Genomic DNA, 19280 nt, shown 5'->3' with positions numbered 1-19280 from the left:
CGCCCGGCTTTCCGCGCGACGCCCACCGGATCACCCCGCGCCGGGCACCGGATCGCCCCGCGCTGGAATTCTGTACTTACTAGTATGTACAGTGTGCTCATGAGCACTCCGGAACGCCTGATCGAGAGCACCCAGGACCTGCTGAGGGGCGCGTACGCCCGCATCCGCGACGACCACGCGGTGCGCGGACTGCCCGCCCTGTTCGCGACGCGGACCGTCGACCGCCTCTGAACGACGGCCCGTATCAGGGCCCTTGAGCGACGACCACTTCCAAGGCCCCCTACGACGGCCGGGGACACCGTCCGCCGCCCGTCCACCGACAGGAGCAGTTCCGTGCACGCCATGCAGTACCGCATCACCCTGCCCGCCGACTACGACATGGAGATCATCCGCCGCCGGGTGGCGACGCGGGGACACCTGCTGGACGACTTCCCCGGGCTCGGGCTCAAGGCGTACGGCATCCGCGAGCGGGGCGTCGACGGCTCGCCGGTGAACGCCTACGCGCCGTTCTATCTGTGGGCCTCCCCCGAGGCCATGAACCGCTTCCTGTGGGGCGCCGGGTTCCGCGGCCTCGTCGAGGACTTCGGCCGTCCCACCGTCGAGCACTGGCAGGGGCTGGCCTTCGAACGCGGCCCGGCCGCGGACCGCGCGCCGCGCACCGCCACCCGCCGCGCCGAGCCCGTCCCGCCCGGCGCCGATCCGGCCACCGCCGTGGAGCGGGCGCTGGCGGAGACCGGCGAACGCGCCCGCACGGAAGGGGTCCACTCGACGGCTCTGGCGATCGACCCGCGGCACTGGGAGCTGCTGCACTTCACCCTCTGGCGGGACGACGCGCCCGAGGCGGCGGGCGACCGCTTCCAGGTGCTGCACCTGTCCGCCCCGCATCTCGACGCGCTGCCGCAGGGGCGGCACTGGTGAACGCCGCCGCCATCCGTACCGTCCTCGGCGACATCCCGCCCGCCGAGCTCGGCGTCTGCGACGCCCACGACCACCTGTTCCTCCGCAGCCCGCTGCTCCCGGGGCAGGAGCTGGACAACGCGTCGGCCGCCGCCGACGAACTGCGCGCGTTCCGCGGGCTGGGCGGCGGATCCGTCGTGCAGTGGACGCCGTACGGCATGGGGCGCGGGGCCGGGGCCCTCGCCGGGCTGGCCCGCGCCACCGGCGTCCACGTCGTCGCCGCCACCGGACTGCACCAGGCGGTGCACTACCCGCCGCGGCTGCTCGACGACGTACGGGACCGGCTCGCGGACCTGTTCACCGAGGAGCTGACGCGCGGCATCGGCGGGGACGGGCCCCGGGCCGGGCTGATCAAGGTGGCCGGCGGCTTCCACGGGCTCGACGCGCACGCCCGGCACACGATGACCGCCGCAGCGCGGGCCCACCACCGCACGGGGGCGCCCATCGGGGTGCATCTGGAGCTGGGGACGGGCGCTTGGGACGTGCTCGACCTGCTGTGCGGGGAGTTGGGGGTACCGCCGCGGCGGGTGCTGCTGGGCCATCTGAACCGCTCGCCGGATCCGACCGACCATCGACGGCTCGCCGAGACGGGCGCGTACCTGGCCTTCGACGGGCCGTCACGCGCCCACCACGCCACGGACTGGCGGCTGCCGGAGGCACTGGCCGCGCTCGCGGACGCCGGGTACGCGGACCGGCTGCTGCTGGGCGGCGACACCACGACCGCCGCGGCCCGGGCGGCTACCGGCGGCGGCCCCGGCATGCCGTACCTGCTGCGGCGGCTGCGCCCGCGGCTCGCCGCCGACCTGGGCGAGGAGTTGGTGGAGCGGATCCTCGTCGGCAACCCGGCTCGGGCGTTCGCGGTCGAGTGGCGGGCGCCGAGCGATCAGCCCGCGGGCTGATCGGCGGGCCGGAAGGTGACGGCGATGCCGACGTGCCGGAGCCGGCCCCGGAACAGCAGCTTGTGGGCGCGGTCCACCATCCGGAACCGCCACCGGTACTTGCGGGCCATCGCCGCGTGCACCCGGGCCACCCCGGCCGGGTCCGCCAGCACCCGGCCGGTCGCGGGCACCGCCGCGGCCCCGCGCACGGCGCGGCCGCGAAAGCCGCACGGGGTGACGGTGACCCGGGGGTCGTTGCGCAGCCGCCTGACCTTCCAGCTGTCCGCCCCTGTCCAGACGAGCAGCGTGTCCCCGGCCGCCACCGCCCAGACAGGGGTGGGCACGGGGGTGCCGTCGCGGCGGTAGGTGACCAGGCTGACGTACGCGCTGCGGGCGATCTCGTGGGGAACCATCCCGGCAGCCTGGTCCACGTCCCGCGAGCATCGGTCGAGCACCGCAGGACACGCCCCGGCCGACTTCTCCGGACCCGAATTCCCCCGGACCCGGGCTCCCCCGGACCTGGGCTCCCCCGGACCTGGGCTCCCCCGGATCCCGGCCGCCTCGCGTCTCCCGCCGGCCTCCTCAGACCGTCGCGCCCAGCGCCGCCAGCGGGTCGTCGAGGATCGGCTGCCAGGCCAGCTCGGCCGCGCCCACCAGGCTGTTGTGGTCGAGGGTGCACGGCAGGATCGGGACGCCGCCGCTGCGCCCCCACAGGCTGCGGTCGGCGACGACCGCCCGCAGCCGCTCCGGGTCGGCCGCCAGCAGTTCGCGGTGCAGGCCGCCCAGGATGATGCGGTCCGGGTTGAGGATGTTGACCAGCCCGGCGAGCCCGAGCCCGAGCCGGTCGATGAGCTGGTGCGCGGACGCGCGGACGCCGGGGTCCTGCGGGTACACCTCGCGCAGCAGCGTGCGGGCCTGCTGGAGCAGCGACTCCTCCGGGCCCGGTTCGCGTCCGGCCGCGGTGAGGAAGGCCAGCGGGTCGGCCTCGATGTCCAGGCAGCCGCGGCTGCCGCAATGGCAGGGCGCGCCCTCGGGGTTGACGGTCAGATGGCCCACCTCCAGCGCGAGGCCCGCGCTCCCGGTGTGCAGCCGCCCGTCGAGGACCAGCGCGCCGCCGACGCCGCGGTGGCCGGTGGCGACGCACAGCAGGTGCTGGGCGCCGCGCCCCGCCCCGTGCCGGTGCTCGGCGAGGGCGGCGAGGTTGACGTCGTTGCCGGCGAACGCGGGGTGCGGGAGCCCGGCGGCATCCAGGCTGCGGTGGAACAGCTCGCGGACGGGCGCGCCCGCGGGCCAGGCCACGTGCAGCGGGTTGAGCGCGGTGCCCTCCGGCTCGGCGACCGCGGACGGCACGGCCAGCCCCGCGCCCACACAGCGGCGGCCGGTCTCGCGGAGCAGCCCGGCGCCCGCCGCGACGACGGCGTCGAGGACCTGCGCGGGGTCGGCGGAGACCGTCATGCAGCCGGGCGCGGTGGCCACGATCCGGCCGCCGAGTCCGACCAGCGCGGCGCGGAAGCCGTCCGCGTGCACCTGCGCGGCGAGCGCGACCGGGCCGCGCGGGGCGATGGCCAGGCGGTGCGAGGGGCGGCCCTGGCCCCCGGCCGCGCCGCCGGGGCGCGCGTCGACCTGGATCAGGCCGAGCGCCTCCAGTTCGGCGGCGACGGCACCGGCGGTGGCGCGGGTCACGCCGAGTTCCGCGGTGAGCACGGCGCGGGTGGGCGCGCGGCCGGTGTGTACGAGCTCCAGCGCCGGGCCGAGGGCGCCGCGGCCCCGCTCCAGCCTTGTCCGTGTCTGGGTCACGTCTCCATTCTCACTTTGTGACGACGTGGAACAAAATAAGGGGCGCGCGTTCGCCCGGCCGGGGCACGGTCGCCGGGTCCGGCGGGTCAGCCTGGCAGACTCCGCCCATGGAGACCGACGAGTTCATCGAAGTGCTGGAACGCGAAGGACAGTTGCTGGGGGAGGCCGCCCGGATCGCGGGGACGGGCGCCCCGGTGCCCTCCTGCCCCGCGTGGCGGGTCAGGGACCTGGTGGCGCACACCGGAGTGGTGCACCGGTTCGCCGCCCGGTTCGTCGCCGAGGGCCTGCCCGCGCGCGTACCGCCGCCCGAGGAGCCCGGATTCGACGGTGACGCGCTCCTCGACTGGTACCGCGACGGGCACCGCGCGCTGGTACGGACCCTCACCGAAGCCCCGCCCGACGTCGACTGCTTCGCCTTTCTGCCCGCCCCCACCCCGCTCGCCTTCTGGGCCCGCCGGCAGGCCCACGAGACGGCCGTCCACCGGGTGGACGCCGAGACCGCGGCGGGCGCCGGGCTCTCCCCCTTCGACGCCGGCTTCGCGGCCGACGGCATCGACGAACTGCTCGCCGGCTTCCACTCCCGGCCCCGCAGCCGGGTGCGCACCGAGGTGCCGTACACCCTGCGGGTACGCACCACCGACACCTCGGACGTGTGGACCGTCCACCTCACCGACGACGTGCCCCGCACCGTACGGGACGGGACCGGCGCGGCCGACTGCGAACTGCGCGGCACGGCCGCCGACCTGTACCTCGCGCTGTGGAACCGGCCGCCGGTCGGCACGGTCGGGACGACCGGCGACGAGGCGGTGGCCCGGCTGTGGCGCGAGACCTCGGCGATCACCTTCGGACAGCCCCCGCACCGGTCGGATCAAGCCAAGGCTACCGACGAGTAACAAACCGTGTTAGCGTGCCGCCATGTCGCGTAGAACGCTGTCGCCGCAGACCCTGCGCCGCGGTATGAACCTGTGGCCGCCCTTCCTCTTCTCCGGCGTACGGGTGGTCCACATCGCCGAGGACTGGAGCAGTGCGCGCGTCCGGTTGCGGATGCACCGCTTCAACCGCAACTACGTGGGCACCCACTTCGGCGGTTCGCTGTTCGCGATGAGCGACCCGTTCTGGATGCTGCTGGCCATGCACAACCTCGGCCGGGACTACATCGTCTGGGACAAGGCGGGCGAGATCGACTTCGTCGCGCCGGGCCGCGGCGACGTGTTCGCCGACTTCACGCTCACCGAGGACCGGCTGCGGGAGATCCGCGAGGCGACCGCCGACGGCGGCAAGGCGCTTCCGTGGTTCGAGAACGAGGTGGTCGCGGCCGACGGTACGGTGGTGGCACGCGTACGCAAGCAGCTGTACGTGCGCCGCAAGTCGGCGAAGGAGAACGGGGCCTCGCCGCAGGGCCGCCCCGTGCAGCGCACGAAGGGCTGACGTATGGGGGCGGGGATCCGGGACCAGGCCGCGCGCGACGCGGTGACCGTGGAGATCGGGTTCGCCGTCGCCACGGGGCTGCTGCTGGCGGGCGCGCTGTTCCTCGCCGCCGCCTCCCCGGCGCTGGCCGGCGTGCTGGACCCCGCCTGGGAGGGCGCCTGGTTGCGGGGCGCCGGGCTCGTCGCCGGCGCCGGTTTCGCCGCGCGCGTGGTCGGCGTCCTGCGGCGGTTCGGCGCCAAGCGGCGGGTGACCGATGACGGGCGTGCGGTGACCGGGCGCCCGTGACGCGATCGACGGCGATGACCGCGGTGGTGGGACGGCGATGACCCCGGCGGCCGAATGGCGGTGCGCCGGGCTGCGCTGGGACCCCTCCGGGCCCGCCCTGGTCTGGCGGCACGGGACCCGCGGTGAGCGGACCTCCCCGCTGCCGCCGGGGCGCCCGCTGGCGTTCACCACCGGAGCGCGGCGGGAGTGCGCAGGGGTGACCCGGGGCGCGCGGCACACCCCGTGCCCCGCGGCCGCCGAGGTGTCCGACTCCGCCGTCTCCGCGCAGTGCCCGGACTGTGCGCGGCTGGACCGCTCGTACTCCGTCGCGGCCGACACCCGCACCGACGACCCGCGCCCCTACGACGTCTATCTGGCCTGGTTCGCCCCGGGCCTGATCAAGGTCGGGATCACCGCGGCCGAGCGCGAAGGCGCCCGGCTGCTGGAGCAGGCCGCGCTCTCCTTCACGCTCCTGGGCCGCGGGCCGCTGATGGCCGCGCGGCGCGCGGAAGCCGTGCTGGGGGCCGGACTCGGCGTCCCCGACAGGTTCCCGTACACGGCCAAGCGCGCCGCGCGGCGGGATCCGCCGGAGCGGGAGACACGCGCCGCCGAACTGGCCGCTCTGCACGGCAGGGCGCGGGCGCTGCCCGGGCTGCCGGAGTCCCTGGCCGCGGCCCCCTTCGCGCCGGTGCACCACGACGCGGTCTTCCACCTCGACCGGGTGCGCGGCGCGGGGGCGGCACACGGGGTGGTCTCGCTCGCCGCGGGCCGTACGGTCGCGGGCGAGGTCGAGGCGGTGGCCGGGCCGGACGTGTATCTGCGCGCGGCGGACGGGCGCGGACTCCTGCTGGACGTACGGCAGCTCGCTGGCTGGGCCCTGGAGGCGGCCGCGCCGGATGCCGTGGCGACCGCTCAGGTGCGGTTCCCGGCGGCCCCCGAACCGGAGGCGCTGTTCTGAGGGGCCCGGCCTTGGGGCCGCGGTGAACGGCGCCGCCGTCAGCCGAGCCAGCCCGGGCGGACCAGGCCGGACTCGTAGGCGAGGACGACCAGCTGGGCGCGGTCGCGGGCGCCCAGTTTGACCATGGTGCGGCTGACATGGGTCTTGGCCGTGAGCGGGCTGACGACGAGGCGGCGGGCGATCTCCTCGTTGGACAGCCCGATGCCGACCAGCGCCATCACCTCCCGTTCCCGCTCGGTCAGTTCCGCCAGCCGCGCGTCCGCCGCGGGCTCCTTGGAGCGGGCGGCGAACTCGGCGATCAGGGTGCGGGTGACGCCCGGCGAGAGGAGCGCGTCGCCCTCGACCACCGCCCGTACCGCGCGCAGCAGTTCGTCCGGCTCGGTGTCCTTGACAAGGAAGCCGGAAGCGCCGGAGCGGATCGCCTCGAAGACGTACTCGTCGAGTTCGAAGGTGGTGAGGATGACCACCCTGACCTCGGACAGGTCCGGGTCCGAGGTGATCCGGCGGGTCGCGGCGAGCCCGTCGAGCAGCGGCATACGGATGTCCATGAGCACCACGTCGGGCCGGAGCGCGGCGACGTGCGCGACCGCCTGCTCGCCGTCGGCGGCCTCGCCGACCACCTCGATGTCGGGCTGAGCGTCGAGCAGGGCGCGGAATCCGGCGCGGACCAGGACCTGGTCGTCGGCGAGGGTGACGCGGATCAAGACGTCTCCTTCCCAGGAGCGGGGGCGGGGGTGGGCTCGGGGCCAGGGGCGGGGGTGGGCTCAGGGCCAGGGGCGGGGGTGGGCTCAGGGCCAGGGGCAGGGCCGGGCTCGGGGCCAGGGGGCGTCGGCTCGCCGGCGCCGGGGCCGACCGGCAGACGGGCGTGGACGCGGAAGCCGCCGTCGGGGCGGGGGCCCGCCGCCACCGTCCCGCCCAGGGCCGCGGCTCGCTCCCGCATGCCGATCAGGCCCCTGCCGCCGCCGGTGAGGCCCCCGTCGCCGGTGGCGGGATCGCCACCGGTGGCGGGCCCGTCGTCGTCGACGGTGACCTCCAGCGCCCGGGGCGCGTAGCGCAGCAGCACTCGCGCGGTGCGTGATCCGGAGTGCCGCACGACGTTGGTCAGCGCCTCCTGCACGATCCGGAAGGCGGCCAGGTCGGCACCGGGCGGCAGCGGGGCCCGCGGGCCCTCGGTGGTGACGTCCACCGCCAGCCCGGCGCCCGCCGCCTGCGCGGTCAGCTCCGGCAGCCGGTCCAGGCCCGGCGCGGGCGCGCGCGGCGCGGCGCCCGGCGCGCGCAGCGCGTCCAGCACCCGGCGGACCTCGCCGAGCGCCTCCTTGCTCGCGGACTTGATGGTGGTCAGCGCGGCGCGGGCCTGCCCGGGGTCCTGGTCGAGCAGGGCGAGCCCGACCCCCGCCTGGATGTTGATCACGGAGATGCTGTGGGCGAGGACGTCATGCAGTTCGCGGGCGATCCGCAGCCGCTCCTCGTCCGCCCGGCGGCGCTCGGCCGCCGCCCGCTCCGCGCGCTCGCGGGCCCACTGCTCGCGGCGGGAGGCGGCGAGTTCCGAGGCGGCGAGCACCGCCGTGACGTAGGCGGCGACCGCCAGTTCCTGCCCCCATCCGGCCGCGTGGTCACCGGCCGGTGGCAGCCACCGGTAGAGCCAGTGGGTGATCAGCAGATGGCCCGCCCACAGCATGCCGAGCGCGGCCCAGGCCGCGTGCCGGCGGCCCGCCACGACCGCCGCGTACGAGGCGACGACGACGCTGACCAGGATCGGCCCGTACGGATAGCCCGCGCCGAGGTAGAGCAGGGTCGCCGCGGCGACCGCGTGGACGGTCGGCGCCGGATGGCGGTGGCGCAGGACCAGCAGGGCGGGGGTGAGGACGAGCAGCGTGAGGGCGAACGGGTCCACATCCGCGCGCTCGGGCTGGTTCCGCGCGGCGAAGCCCGTACCGACGAGCGTGAAGAGCAGCAGCAGGGTAGTGGACCGCCAGGGCAGCCGGGACGGGCCGTCCGCGCCGGACCCGCCGCCGTCGGGCGACATGCGCGGATACGGGCCGGGAGGCAGCCAGTGCCGCGGTCCCGACCCGCCGTCGCAGGGCCGCGTCCGTCCCTCGCCCTCACTCATACGGCCACGCTAGACCCGGCGGGCGCGCGGTGGCGTCCGCCGGGCGCGGTGATCGCGCGTACTCCCCGGGGAGTACCCCGCAGGACGCGCCCTGGCCGGTCGCCGCCCCCGGCTCCTGGGCCACGCGCAGACCGGCCGTGCGTCGCGCGGCGCCGCCTCGGGCAGCGCGGCGGCGTCCGGGACGCGCGGCAGGCCCGCGTCGTGCGCGTCCCGGCGACGGCGAGCGGCGCCAAGCCGCCCCGCGCCACCCGGTGTTCCGTACCACCGCCGTGTGACGCAGGGCATCCGGCTCCTACCGCGAGCGGGGGGAGGAAAAGGCCCTAGCCGCGGTCCATCGCCGACAGCGCCCGCCGGGCCGTCGGATGCGTACGGACGATCTCCGCCACGCTCGTCGTGCCGCGCGTGATCTTCGTGAACGCCCGCCACGCCGGGCGGAACCCGGTGACCGCCGCGTGGAACACCCCCGGGCGGCGGGAGAACGCCGTGTGCAGCCGCCGGCCGACGCCCATCTCGACCCCCAGCCCGGCCTTGATCGCGAAGGCGTAGTTCAGGGCCTGGCGGCGGGCGTCGACCGCGTCGTTCGCCTCGGCGATCCGTACCGCCCACTCCCCCGCGAGCCGTCCCGAGCGCAGCGCGAAGGAGATGCCCTCGCGCGTCCACGGCTCCAGCAGGCCCGCGGCGTCGCCGCAGACCAGCACCCGGCCGCGGGACAGCGGGGAGTCGTCGGAACGGCACCGGGTCAGGTGCCCGGAGGAGATGCTCGGCTCGAACCCGGCGAGGCCGAGCCGGGCGATGAAGTCCTCCAGATAGCGCTTGGTGCCCGCGCCCTCGCCCCGCGCCGAGATCACACCGACCGTCAGCGTGTCGCCCTTGGGGAAGACCCAGCCGTAACTGCCGGGCATCGGGCCCCAGTCGAGGAGCACCCGGCCCGCCCAGTCCTCCGCGACCGTCGGCGGAACCGGGATCTCCGCCTCCAGGCCGAGGTCCACCTGGGCGAGCTTGACCCCGACATGTGCTCCTATGCGGCTCGCGCTGCCGTCCGCGCCGACCACCGCGCGCGCCAGCACCGTCTCGCCGTCCGCCAGCACCACGGCGACCGTCCGCCGGTCGGGCACGGACGGGCCATGCTGTTCGACCCGTGAGACGGCGGCGCCGGTACGGATCTCGGCACCCGCGTCCCTGGCCGCCGCCACCAGCCCGGCGTCGAACTCCGGGCGGTTGATGAGCCCGAACAGCGGCTGCTTGGAGCGGCGGGTGCGGGTCAGCTTGCCGTTCAGCGAGAACGTCACCGCGTGCACCCGGTCCCGCAGCGGCAGCTCGAACCCCGGCGGCAGGGCGTCGCGGGACGGGCCGATGATGCCGCCGCCGCACGTCTTGTACCGAGGCAGCTCGGCCTTCTCCAGCAGCAGCACCCGGCGTCCCGCGCAGGCTGCCGCGTAGGCCGCGGAGGCGCCCGCGGGCCCTCCCCCGACCACGACGACGTCCCACACCGAACCCTTGCCCTGGGCTGCGTTGTCGCTGCTCACGTGTGCTTCCGCTCCCACTCGACTGACCTCGGACCCGTCGCTTCCGGCTGTTTCCGCATCCTACGGCGCGAGGGGTCCGAGGCTCACTGTGGGATGATCGACAGCACACAACAAGTCGCACAAACGTGCCCGAGCAACGTGCCGACAAGGTGCGTGCCAACAATGTGCCCAACGCCGTGCACCCCAGGAGCGTTCCCCATGGATCTCGCCACGTCCGTCGCCGCACTCATACCGCGGGCCAAGAGCGAACTGACCGAATTCGTGGCCTTCCGCTCGGTCGCGGACCCGTCGCGGTTCCCCGTGAGCGAGTGCGAGGGCGCCGCGCGCTGGGCCGCGGACGCCCTGCGCGCCGAGGGGTTCCAGGACGTCGAGCTGCTCGACACCCCGGACGGCACCCAGTCCGTCTACGGCTTCCTGCCCGGCCCGGCCGGCGCCCCGACGGTGCTGCTCTACGCCCACTACGACGTGCAGCCGCCGCTGGACGAGGAGGCGTGGCTCTCCCCGCCGTTCGAGCTGACCGAGCGCGACGGCCGCTGGTACGGGCGCGGCACCGCCGACTGCAAGGGCGGCCTGATCATGCACCTGACGGCGCTGCGCGCGCTCAAGGAGCACGGCGGGGTCCCGGTCGCCGTCAAGGTGATCGTGGAGGGCTCGGAGGAGCAGGGCACCGGCGGCCTGGAGCGCTACGCCGAGGCCCACCCGGAGCTGCTGGCCGCGGACGCCATCGTCATCGGCGACTCCGGGAACTTCCGGGTCGGGCTGCCGACCGTGACCGCGACGCTGCGCGGCATGACGATGCTGCGGATCCAGGTCGACACCCTCGAAGGCAACCTGCACTCCGGGCAGTTCGGCGGCGCCGCACCGGACGCACTCGCCGCGCTGATCCGCATGCTGGACTCGCTGCGCGCGGAGGACGGCTCCACCACCGTCGACGGGCTGACGGTGGACACGTCCTGGGACGGACTCCAGTACGGCGAGGACGACTTCCGCGGCGACGCGAAGGTGCTGGACGGCGTCGAGTTGATCGGCTCCGGCACGGTCGCCGACCGCATCTGGGCGCGCCCCGCCGTGACCGTGATCGGCATCGACTGCCCGACGGTGGCCGCCGCCACCCCGTCCGTCCAGGCGAGCGCGGGGGCTCTGGTGAGCCTGCGCGTGCCGCCGGGCACGGACGCGGCCGAGGCGACGAAGCTGCTGACGGCCCACCTGCACAACGCGGCGCCGTGGGGCGCGCGGGTGGCCGTGGAGCAGGTCGGCCAGGGCCAGCCGTTCCGCGCGGACACCGACAGCCCGGCGTACGCCGCGATGAGCGAGGCCATGCGCGAGGCGTACGACGGCCAGGAGATGGCCATCGCCGGACAGGGCGGCTCCATCCCGCTCTGCAACACCCTCGGCGCGCTGTACCCGGAGGCGGAGATCCTGTTGATCGGCCTGAGCGAGCCGGAGGCGCAGATCCACGCGCCCAACGAGAGCGTGTCGCCGCAGGAGCTGGAGCGGCTGTCGCTGACGGAGGCACTGTTCCTGCGCAAGTACGCGGCGGCCGAGGCAACCCGCGGCCGCGCGTAGGCGCCTCCCGGCGAGGGGCCGTGGACGGGGTACCCCGCGCCGCGGGGTACGCCCTTCGGGGCGGGCGGGGCGCGCTCCCGCCGAGCGCCCCTGCACGGCCCCTCCTGCCGCCCCGCAGGACGCCACCGGCCAGGCGGCGGACCCCGGCCCGCGTCAGCCCACCGGCTCGCCCGCTTCCAGGTTGATCGGGCGGCCCCGCTCCCGCGCTCGCAGCGCCCACGTCAGGCGGTGGAGCCGCTCCGGCGGCAGCAGGTCGGCCGCCTCCTGCTCGGTGACGAAGCGCCAGCCGCGCAGCTCCTCACCGGGCAGGGTCACCCGCCGCGCCGCCTCCGGATCCAGCCGACCGCCGTCGAACAGCAGCCGCAGGCCCCCGTGGCCGGGCGGCCGGGGCGGCTCCCAGTCGACGACCAGCAGCCGCAGCGGCCCGTCGAGCCGTACCGCCAACTCCTCGGCGACCTCGCGGATCCCGGCGCGGGTCGGCGGTTCCCCGCTCTCCACGACCCCGCCGGGGAACTCCCAACCGGGTTTGTACGTCGGGTCCACGAGCAGTACCCGGTCCTGGTCGTCGAAGAGCAGGACCCCGGCCGCCACGGTCGCGGTCCTCGGCTCCGGGGTCTGCACGATGTCGCAGGCGCCCGCCCCGCGGCGGACGGCGTCGACGATCCGCTCCGCGGTCTGCGCGGGCGTCAGCCCTGTGGTGTCGACGACGTGGGCGTCGGCACCCAGCCAGCTCAGCGCGGTCCGGTACGGCACGAGATGGTCCCGGCACCAGCGGCGCACCGACTCGTTCGCCTCGGGGTCGCCGGGCACCTCCTCGCGTTGGTCTATCCGCTGGCGAAGGATCGTTTCGTCGGGACGCAGCAGGACATGGCGGACCGGTATACGGCGGGAAGCGAAGCCTCCGAAGATCTCGTCGCGGTAGTCCTGCCGCAGCAGGGTCATGGGTGCCACGAGCGGGCCGCCCGTCTCCGCGTGAAGCGCCGCCCCGGTCTCCACCACCAGCCGTCGCCAGGACGGCAGATCCTGATAGTCCGTCACCTCCGCCAGGCGTTTCCGCGGCAGCATCATGCGCAGGCCGTCGCCGACCAGCTCCGGGTCGTACAGCGTGCTGCCGGGGAGCAGATCCACCAGCGCGCGGGCCGCGGTGGTCTTGCCCGCACCGAACGCGCCGTTCAGCCAGACGATCACGTTTTTCCCCCTTTTGTCGCCACCCGAGAATTGCCCGCATTACCCTGCCACGGAAACGCCGGCGGCGCGGCGGCGCCTGCCACCCATGCCATCGGTCCCGGTCGGCGGCGACCCATGGCCGATCCGGTACAGGTGCACGACGTTCCGGGCCGCGTTGTGGTCGGCGTCGCCGAACCCGCGGCGGCCCTGCACGCCACCGGACCAGCGGCGGGCCCGCACGCCATCGGTGGGCGCGGGTGCCCCCAAGTCCGGCGCCTGTACGCCGGTGCCGGTGGCCGGTCCGGCCACCCGGCGCCCGTCACACCATGGTCGCGAACCCCGCCAGCCCGGTCTCCTGCGCGGCCGCCGCCGCGGCCCCGACCAGGCCCGCGTCCGTACCCATCTGGGCGGGCACGACCGTGAGTTCCCGTACGAAGGACAGCGTGGCGAAGTCGCGCAGCGTCCGGCGCAGCGGGGTGAACAGGACGTCGCCGGCGCCCGCCACCCCGCCGCCGATCACCGCGACCTCGATTTCCACCAGGGCCGCGGTCGCCGCGATGCCGGCGGCCAGCGCCCGCGCGGCGCGCGCGTACGAGGCCCGGGCCACCGGGTCGCCCGCGCGGGCCGCCGCGGCCACGGCGGCGGCGCTGATGTCGCCGTCGGGGCCCGGTCGCCAGCCGTCCGCGAGCGCGCGGCGGGCGATGTTGGGGCCGCTGGCGATGCGTTCGACGCAGCCGCGCGCGCCGCACGGACACGGGTCGCCGTCCAGGTCGACGCAGATGTGCCCGATGTGCCCGGCGTTGCCGGTGGGGCCGGGGTGCAGCTTGCCGCCCAGGACGAGGCCGCCGCCGACTCCGGTGGAGACGACCATGCACAAGGCGTCGCCGCGGTCGCGGGCGGCGCCCTGCCAGTGCTCGGCGGCGGTGATCGCCACCCCGTCGCCGACCAGCGTGACCGGCAGCGCGCCGGTGGTCTCGCGGACCCCCGCCACCAGCGGGAAGTCCCGCCAGCCGGGGATGTTGACGGGGCTGACGGTGCCGACCGAGGCGTCCACAGGACCGGCGCTCCCGATGCCGACGGCGGCCACTCGCGACCACTGCGGACCGGACGTCAGCTCGCCGAGGACCTCCGAGACGGCGCCCATCACCGTCGCGCCGTCCTCCTGCGCGGGCGTCGCGCGCCGGGACCGTACGAGGAGCTTGCCGCTGCCGTCCACCAGGGCGCCCGCGATCTTGGTGCCGCCGATGTCGAGCGCGGCGATGAGGTCACGTGGCATGCGAGTCGGTTCTCCTGGCGCGGGGCGGGACGATACAGGGGTCGCACACAGTCTCCCCGGCCTTGACAACGTTGTCCAGGGGCTATGCTCGTCACCTCATTCCTACCCTGAAATCCCCCTCCACCGGCGACAGAACAGGAAAAGCGCACCGTGGCCGACCCTGTCCACAGCTCCGTCCCGCGCCGCTACGGCACCCGGCCCACGATGAAGGACGTCGCGGCGCGCGCCGGAGTCGGCCTCAAGACGGTGTCCCGGGTCGTCAACGGAGAGCCGGGGGTCACCCCGGACACCGAGCGGCGGGTGCAGGAGGCCATCACCGCCCTCGGCTTCCGGCGCAACGACAGCGCCCGCATCCTGCGCAAGGGCCGCACCGCCAGCATCGGCCTGGTCCTGGAGGACCTCGCGGACCCCTTCTACGGGCCGCTGAGCCGCGCGGTGGAGGAGGTCGCGCGGGCGCACGGCGCCCTGCTGATCAACGGCTCCAGCGCCGAGGACCCCGAGCGCGAGCAGGAGCTGGTCCTGGCGCTGTGCGCCCGCCGGGTGGACGGCCTGGTGATCGTCCCGGCCGGGGACGACCACCGCTATCTGGCGCCGGAGATCGCCGCCGGCGTCGCCACCGTCTTCGTGGACCGCCCGGCCGCGCGGATCGACGCCGACGCGGTGCTCGCCGACAGCTTCGGCGGCGCCCGCACCGCGGTGGCCCACCTCATCGCGCACGGCCACCGCCGGATCGGCTTCATCGGCGACCAGCCGCACATCCACACGGCCGCCGAGCGGCTGCGCGGCTACCGGGCCGCGATGGCCGACGCCGGGCTGCCGGTGGACGAGGCGTGGGTGTCGCTGGGCCCCACCGGTCCCGAGCGGGTACGGGCCGCGGCGGAGGCGATGCTCGACCGGCCCGCCCCGGTCACCGCGCTGTTCGCGGGCAACAACCGGGTCACCGTCACCATCGTGCGGGTCCTGGCCGGCCGGCTCCGGCCCGTCGCCCTCGTCGGGTTCGACGACTTCGAACTGGCCGACCTGCTCTCCCCCGCCGTCACCGTGGTGGCGCAGGACCCCGCCCAACTGGGCCGTAAGGCCGCGGACATGCTCTTCCGCCGCCTCGACGGCGGAGCGGACGCGCCGCGCCGCGTGGTGCTGCCGACCCGTCTCATCGTGCGCGGCTCGGGCGAGTTCCCCCCGCCGCCGGACGCCGCCTGACCCGGCCCGTACGGGTCACGGGCGTCGCGCCGGGCCGGTACAGGTCTGTACGGGTCACGGGCGCGGCGCCGGGTCCGGTGTCGGTGTCGGCGCTACGGGCGCGGTGCCCGACCGGCGAGTTCGTCGAGGCCGGCCCGCGTCAGCCCGGTCAGCGACTCGACCTCGTCGGCGTCGACCGCCCCGCAGTCCAGGCCGCGCAGCAGATAGCCGCTGAGCGCCTTGGCGGTCGCGGGCTCGTCCATCACGTCGCCGCCCGCCCGGCTCACGTAGGCCGCCAGCCGCGCCGCGGCCTGCTCCAACCCCTCGCGGTAGAAGGCGTACACAGCGGCGTAGCGGGTGGGCAGATGGCCGGGGTGCATGTCCCAGCCCTGGTAGTAGGCGCGGGCGAGGGAGCGGCGTACGAGGCCGTGGTGGAGCCGCCAGGCGTCGTGCACGCGCTCGGTGGGGCCGACGGGGAGGACGTTGGTGGAGCCGTCGGAGAGCCGGACGCCGGTGCCCGCGGCGGCGACCTGCATCACGGCCTTGGCGTGGTCGGCGACGGGGTGGTCCATCGACTGGTACGCGGCGCTGACGCCGCAGGAGGCGCTGTAGTCGAAGGTGCCGTAGTGCAGGGAGGTGGCGCGCCCCTCGGCGGCGTCGATCATGCGGGCGACGGTGGCGCGGCCGTCGGGCCCGAGGATCGCCTGGGTGGTCTCGATCTGGATCTCGAAGCCGATGCGGCCCGCCTCCAGTCCGTGGGCCTTCTCGAACTCCTCGCACAGCCGGGCCATGGCGGTGACCTGCTCGGCGTAGGTCACCTTCGGGAGGGTGAGGACGAGGCCCGCGGGGAGACCGCCCGCCTCCGTCAGTCCGGTGAGGAAGATGTCGAGGGTGCGGATGCCTCGGTCGCGGACGGCCGCTTCCATACACTTCATACGGATGCCCATGTACGGCGCGGCCGTGCCCTGCGCGTACGCCTCCGCCACCAGCCGGGCGGCGCGGGCGGCGGCGGCGTCCTCCTCGGCGTCGGGGCGCGGGCCGTAGCCGTCCTCGAAGTCGATCCGCAGGTCCTCGACGGGCTCGCGCTCCAACTTGGCGCGCACGCGCGCGTGGACGGGCTCGGCCAGTTCGCCGGGGAGGCCGAGGACGGCGGCGAGGGCGGCGGCGTCCGGGGCGTGCGCGTCCAGGGCGGCCAGCGCCTGGTCGCCCCACTCGCGGATGGTGCCGGCGGTGAAGGCGTCGGCGGGGACGTAGACGGTGTGGACGGGCTGCCGGGTGCCGGGGTCGCCGGGGTAGCGGGCGGCCAGTTCGGCGTCCACCGCGGCGAGAGAGGCCGCGATGTCCTCGTGCACGGCACTGCCGAGGCTCGTCGTCACCGTCTCGTGCTGCCCCATACCCACACCCTCCATCTTTTCCGCTGCACGGAATCAACAATCCGTAGAGCGAAGTTATCCGGGGCATGCGCGCAGGTCAACACCCGTCTGGCACGCGGACGGCCCCCGTACGCGGTGCGTACGGGGGCCGTCCTGGGCACAGCCGGGCGGGTCAGCCCTTGCGGGCCTTGACCTCCTCGGTCAGCTGCGGAACGACGTCGAACAGGTCGCCGACGACGCCGTAGTCGACCAGCTCGAAGATCGGGGCCTCCTCGTCCTTGTTGATGGCCACGATGGTCTTCGAGGTCTGCATGCCGGCGCGGTGCTGGATCGCGCCGGAGATGCCCGCCGCGATGTACAGCTGCGGCGAGACGGACTTGCCGGTCTGGCCGACCTGGTTGGTGTGCGGGTACCAGCCGGCGTCGACGGCGGCGCGGGAAGCGCCGACGGCCGCGCCGAGCGAGTCGGCGAGCGCCTCGATGACCGGGAAGTTCTCGCCACCGCCCACGCCGCGGCCGCCGGAGACCACGATCGCGGCCTCGGTCAGCTCCGGGCGGCCGGTGGACTCACGCGGCGTACGGGAGACGATCTTGGTGCCGGTGGCCTGCGCGCCGAAGCTGACGGCGAGCTGCTCGACGGTGCCCGCGGCCGGGGCGGCCTCCACGGCGGCCGAGTTCGGCTTGACCGTGATGACCGGGGTGCCCTTGCCGACCCGGGACTTGGTGGTGAACGCGGCGGCGAACACCGACTGGGTCGCCACCGGACCCTCGTCGCCGGCCTCCAGGTCGACGGCGTCGGTGATGATGCCGGAGCCGATCCGGACCGCCAGGCGGGCGGCGATCTCCTTGCCCTCGGCGGAGGACGGGAAGAGCACGGCGGCCGGGGAGACGGCCTCGTAGGCGGCCTGTACGGCGTCGACCTTCGGGGCGACGAGGTACTCGGCGAACTCCGGCGCGTCGGCGGTGAGGACCTTCACCGCGCCGTGCTCGGCCAGGACCGGGGCGGCGGTGTCGGCACCGGCGCCGAGGTGGACCGCGACCGGCTCGCCGATCCGGCGGGCCAGGGTCAGCAGTTCGAGGGTGGGCTTGCGGACGGCGCCGTCCACGTGGTCGACGTAGACGAGGACTTCAGCCATGGTTCTGCTCTCCTGCGGGAAAAGTGACGGCGGTTGAGGGGCGGCGCGAGCCTTAGATGAACTTCTGGCCCGCGAGGAACTCGGCGAGCTGCTTGCCGCCCTCGCCCTCGTCCTTGACGATCGTGCCCGCGGTGCGCGCCGGGCGCTCCGTGGCCTCCTCGACCTTGGTCCAGGCGCCCTCGAGGCCGACCTCGTCAGCGTCGATCTCCAGGTCCTCCAGGTCCCAGGACTCCACCGGCTTCTTCTTGGCGGCCATGATGCCCTTGAAGGACGGGTAACGGGCCTCGCCGGACTGGTCGGTCACCGACACGACGGCCGGCAGCGAGGCCTCCAGCTGCTCGCTGGCGGTGTCGCCGTCGCGGCGGCCGGTCACCTTGCCGTCCTCCACCGACACCTCGGAGAGCAGCGTCACCTGCGGCACGCCCAGGCGCTCGGCGAGGATCGCCGGGAGCACGCCCATGGTGCCGTCGGTGGAGGCCATACCGCAGATGACCAGGTCGTAGCCGGTCTTCTCGATGGCCTTGGCGAGCACGAGCGAGGTGCCGATCACATCGGTGCCGTGCAGGTCGTCGTCCTCGACGTGGACGGCCTTGTCGGCACCCATGGACAGCGCCTTGCGCAGCGCGTCCTTGGCGTCCTCCGGACCCACGGTCAGCACGGTGATCTCGGCGTCGTCCGCCTCGTCGGCGATCTGCAGCGCCTGCTCGACCGCGTACTCGTCGAGCTCCGAGAGCAGGCCGTCCACGTCGTCGCGGTCGACGGTCAGGTCCTCGGCGAAGTGCCGGTCGCCGGTGGCGTCGGGCACGTACTTCACACAGACAACGATCCTCAAGCTCACGCCGGCTCTCCTACTGCATCGTCTCTTGAGCTGCCTTGTGCTGGCAGCATAGGCGCCTCGTGGGCCGGATCCCGGTCGGGGCGTCCCACTCGCCGAACGAAATATTACTCGTCAGTACACCGAGTGGTTTCCCGAGAGGCAAGGCCACTGAACTGTGACCTTTCCAACGGCCGCGGGCGCAACGTCTCAGTCCCGCAGCGCGTTGAAGCGGCCTTGGTGGTACAGGAGCGGGCGGCCGCTTCCCGAAGGGTCGCCGGCGACGGCCTCGGCGATGACCACGTGGTGGTCCCCGGCCGGTATTCGGGCCGCGATCCGGCACACCAGCCACGCCAGCACTCCGTCCAGCAGCGGCACGTCCTCCGGTCCGGTGCGCCAACTGGTGGGCGGCGCGAACCGGTCGGCACCGCTGCGCGCGAAGATGGCGGCCAGCTCCCGCTGGTCCTCGCCGAGGATGTGCACCCCGACGTGCTCGGCCTCGGCGAGCACCGGCCAGCAGGAGGAGCCGTTTCCCACCCCGAAGGAGAGCAGCGGCGGCTCGGCGGCCACGGAGGTCAGGGAGGTGGCGGTGAAGCCGACGGGGCCGCTGCCCCGCGCCGTGATCACCGCGACGCCGGCGGCGTGCCGGCGGAAGACGGAGCGGAAGAGTTCGGGGGCGGCGAGCCGATGCGTGGCGAGGTCGGGCGTTGCCGTCATGGGGTGGTTGCCCTCCTGTACAGAAGCTGGGATCGGCGTCGTATGGGCGTCACCGCGTCGAGCGCCGTACGCGCCGTCACGTGCGGTCCGCGGGCCGGGCACGCGCGACCGGCGCGGAGGTCCCGGACAACGGGT

At 74.9% G+C, this 19280-nt stretch carries 20 protein-coding genes; 9 read left to right on the top strand and 11 right to left on the bottom strand.

Annotated features, from left to right (window positions below):
• Positions 1 to 99: 99 nt before the first annotated feature.
• From Q3Y56_RS30410 to Q3Y56_RS30400, 3 genes are all read left to right on the top strand, one after another.
• Positions 100 to 231, top strand: coding sequence for a hypothetical protein (locus tag Q3Y56_RS30410; protein ID WP_304464969.1), 132 nt, complete (start codon positions 100 to 102; stop codon positions 229 to 231).
• A 102-nt stretch (positions 232 to 333) separates the two neighbouring features.
• On the top strand, positions 334 to 918 hold the full coding sequence (locus tag Q3Y56_RS30405; protein ID WP_304464968.1) for a DUF4865 family protein: 585 nt from the start codon (positions 334 to 336) through the stop codon (positions 916 to 918).
• Positions 912 to 1856, top strand: coding sequence for a phosphotriesterase (locus tag Q3Y56_RS30400; protein WP_304465869.1), 945 nt, complete (start codon positions 912 to 914; stop codon positions 1854 to 1856). The genes Q3Y56_RS30405 and Q3Y56_RS30400 overlap by 7 nt, the downstream gene beginning before the upstream one ends.
• On the opposite strand, the gene Q3Y56_RS30395 is transcribed toward Q3Y56_RS30400, so the two are convergent.
• Complete coding sequence (locus Q3Y56_RS30395; protein ID WP_304464967.1) at positions 1841 to 2248, bottom strand: PPOX class F420-dependent oxidoreductase; 408 nt, start codon at positions 2246 to 2248, stop codon at positions 1841 to 1843. The genes Q3Y56_RS30400 and Q3Y56_RS30395 overlap by 16 nt on opposite strands.
• 169 nt (positions 2249 to 2417) lie before the next feature.
• Complete coding sequence (locus Q3Y56_RS30390; RefSeq protein ID WP_304464966.1) at positions 2418 to 3632, bottom strand: ROK family protein; 1215 nt, start codon at positions 3630 to 3632, stop codon at positions 2418 to 2420.
• Positions 3633 to 3739: 107 nt separating this feature from the next.
• On the opposite strand from Q3Y56_RS30390, the gene Q3Y56_RS30385 reads away from it, so the two are divergent.
• From Q3Y56_RS30385 to Q3Y56_RS30370, 4 genes are read left to right on the top strand one after another with little or no spacing between them, the layout of a single operon-like run.
• Positions 3740 to 4525, top strand: coding sequence for a maleylpyruvate isomerase family mycothiol-dependent enzyme (locus tag Q3Y56_RS30385; protein WP_304464965.1), 786 nt, complete (start codon positions 3740 to 3742; stop codon positions 4523 to 4525).
• A 22-nt stretch (positions 4526 to 4547) separates the two neighbouring features.
• Entirely contained in the window at positions 4548 to 5060 is a 513-nt protein-coding gene (locus Q3Y56_RS30380) for a DUF4442 domain-containing protein (RefSeq protein WP_304464964.1), read from the top strand.
• A 3-nt stretch (positions 5061 to 5063) separates the two neighbouring features.
• Complete coding sequence (locus Q3Y56_RS30375) at positions 5064 to 5345, top strand: DUF6332 family protein (protein ID WP_304464963.1); 282 nt, start codon at positions 5064 to 5066, stop codon at positions 5343 to 5345.
• 37 nt (positions 5346 to 5382) lie between these two features.
• Complete coding sequence (locus tag Q3Y56_RS30370; RefSeq protein ID WP_304464962.1) at positions 5383 to 6282, top strand: DUF2797 domain-containing protein; 900 nt, start codon at positions 5383 to 5385, stop codon at positions 6280 to 6282.
• Positions 6283 to 6320: 38 nt separating this feature from the next.
• Here the strand turns inward: Q3Y56_RS30370 and Q3Y56_RS30365 are convergent, their stop codons facing one another.
• The 3 genes from Q3Y56_RS30365 to Q3Y56_RS30355 all read right to left on the bottom strand — a co-directional run bounded on the left by Q3Y56_RS30365 (position 6321) and on the right by Q3Y56_RS30355 (position 9918).
• Positions 6321 to 6986 (bottom strand): response regulator transcription factor, encoded by a 666-nt coding sequence (locus Q3Y56_RS30365; protein WP_304464961.1) that lies wholly within the window; start codon positions 6984 to 6986, stop codon positions 6321 to 6323.
• Positions 6983 to 8308, bottom strand: coding sequence for a sensor histidine kinase (locus tag Q3Y56_RS30360; RefSeq protein ID WP_304465868.1), 1326 nt, complete (start codon positions 8306 to 8308; stop codon positions 6983 to 6985). The genes Q3Y56_RS30365 and Q3Y56_RS30360 overlap by 4 nt, the downstream gene beginning before the upstream one ends.
• Positions 8309 to 8712: 404 nt before the next feature.
• Positions 8713 to 9918 carry a geranylgeranyl reductase family protein gene (locus tag Q3Y56_RS30355; protein WP_304464960.1) on the bottom strand — a complete coding sequence of 402 codons (1206 nt, stop codon included), beginning with the start codon at positions 9916 to 9918 and terminating at the stop codon, positions 8713 to 8715.
• Positions 9919 to 10116: 198 nt separating this feature from the next.
• Between Q3Y56_RS30355 and Q3Y56_RS30350 the strand changes: the two genes are divergently transcribed.
• A complete protein-coding gene (locus tag Q3Y56_RS30350) occupies positions 10117 to 11484 on the top strand; it encodes a dipeptidase (protein ID WP_304464959.1) in 1368 nt (455 codons plus the stop codon).
• A gap of 153 nt (positions 11485 to 11637) precedes the next feature.
• On the opposite strand, the gene Q3Y56_RS30345 is transcribed toward Q3Y56_RS30350, so the two are convergent.
• The gene (locus Q3Y56_RS30345) at positions 11638 to 12672 is read right to left on the bottom strand and encodes an NUDIX hydrolase (protein ID WP_304464958.1); all 1035 of its coding nucleotides are present in this window, start codon (positions 12670 to 12672) and stop codon (positions 11638 to 11640) included.
• A 298-nt stretch (positions 12673 to 12970) separates the two neighbouring features.
• Positions 12971 to 13927, bottom strand: coding sequence for an ROK family protein (locus Q3Y56_RS30340; protein WP_304464957.1), 957 nt, complete (start codon positions 13925 to 13927; stop codon positions 12971 to 12973).
• 204 nt (positions 13928 to 14131) lie between these two features.
• On the opposite strand from Q3Y56_RS30340, the gene Q3Y56_RS30335 reads away from it, so the two are divergent.
• Positions 14132 to 15127 (top strand): LacI family DNA-binding transcriptional regulator, encoded by a 996-nt coding sequence (locus Q3Y56_RS30335; protein WP_304465867.1) that lies wholly within the window; start codon positions 14132 to 14134, stop codon positions 15125 to 15127.
• A 92-nt stretch (positions 15128 to 15219) separates the two neighbouring features.
• Here the strand turns inward: Q3Y56_RS30335 and Q3Y56_RS30330 are convergent, their stop codons facing one another.
• The 4 genes from Q3Y56_RS30330 to Q3Y56_RS30315 form a co-directional block, all read right to left on the bottom strand.
• The gene (locus Q3Y56_RS30330) at positions 15220 to 16500 is read right to left on the bottom strand and encodes an aldolase/citrate lyase family protein (protein WP_304464956.1); all 1281 of its coding nucleotides are present in this window, start codon (positions 16498 to 16500) and stop codon (positions 15220 to 15222) included.
• A 151-nt stretch (positions 16501 to 16651) separates the two neighbouring features.
• The gene (locus tag Q3Y56_RS30325) at positions 16652 to 17614 is read right to left on the bottom strand and encodes an electron transfer flavoprotein subunit alpha/FixB family protein (RefSeq protein WP_304464955.1); all 963 of its coding nucleotides are present in this window, start codon (positions 17612 to 17614) and stop codon (positions 16652 to 16654) included.
• Between the two features lie 52 nt (positions 17615 to 17666).
• A complete protein-coding gene (locus Q3Y56_RS30320; protein ID WP_304464954.1) occupies positions 17667 to 18452 on the bottom strand; it encodes an electron transfer flavoprotein subunit beta/FixA family protein in 786 nt (261 codons plus the stop codon).
• 186 nt (positions 18453 to 18638) lie between these two features.
• Complete coding sequence (locus tag Q3Y56_RS30315; RefSeq protein WP_304464953.1) at positions 18639 to 19145, bottom strand: flavin reductase family protein; 507 nt, start codon at positions 19143 to 19145, stop codon at positions 18639 to 18641.
• Positions 19146 to 19280 lie beyond the last annotated feature (135 nt).

This window comes from Streptomyces sp. XD-27, assembly GCF_030553055.1.
Classification (GTDB): Bacteria; Actinomycetota; Actinomycetes; order Streptomycetales; family Streptomycetaceae; genus Streptomyces.
This window is presented reverse-complemented; position numbering and strand designations above follow the sequence as displayed.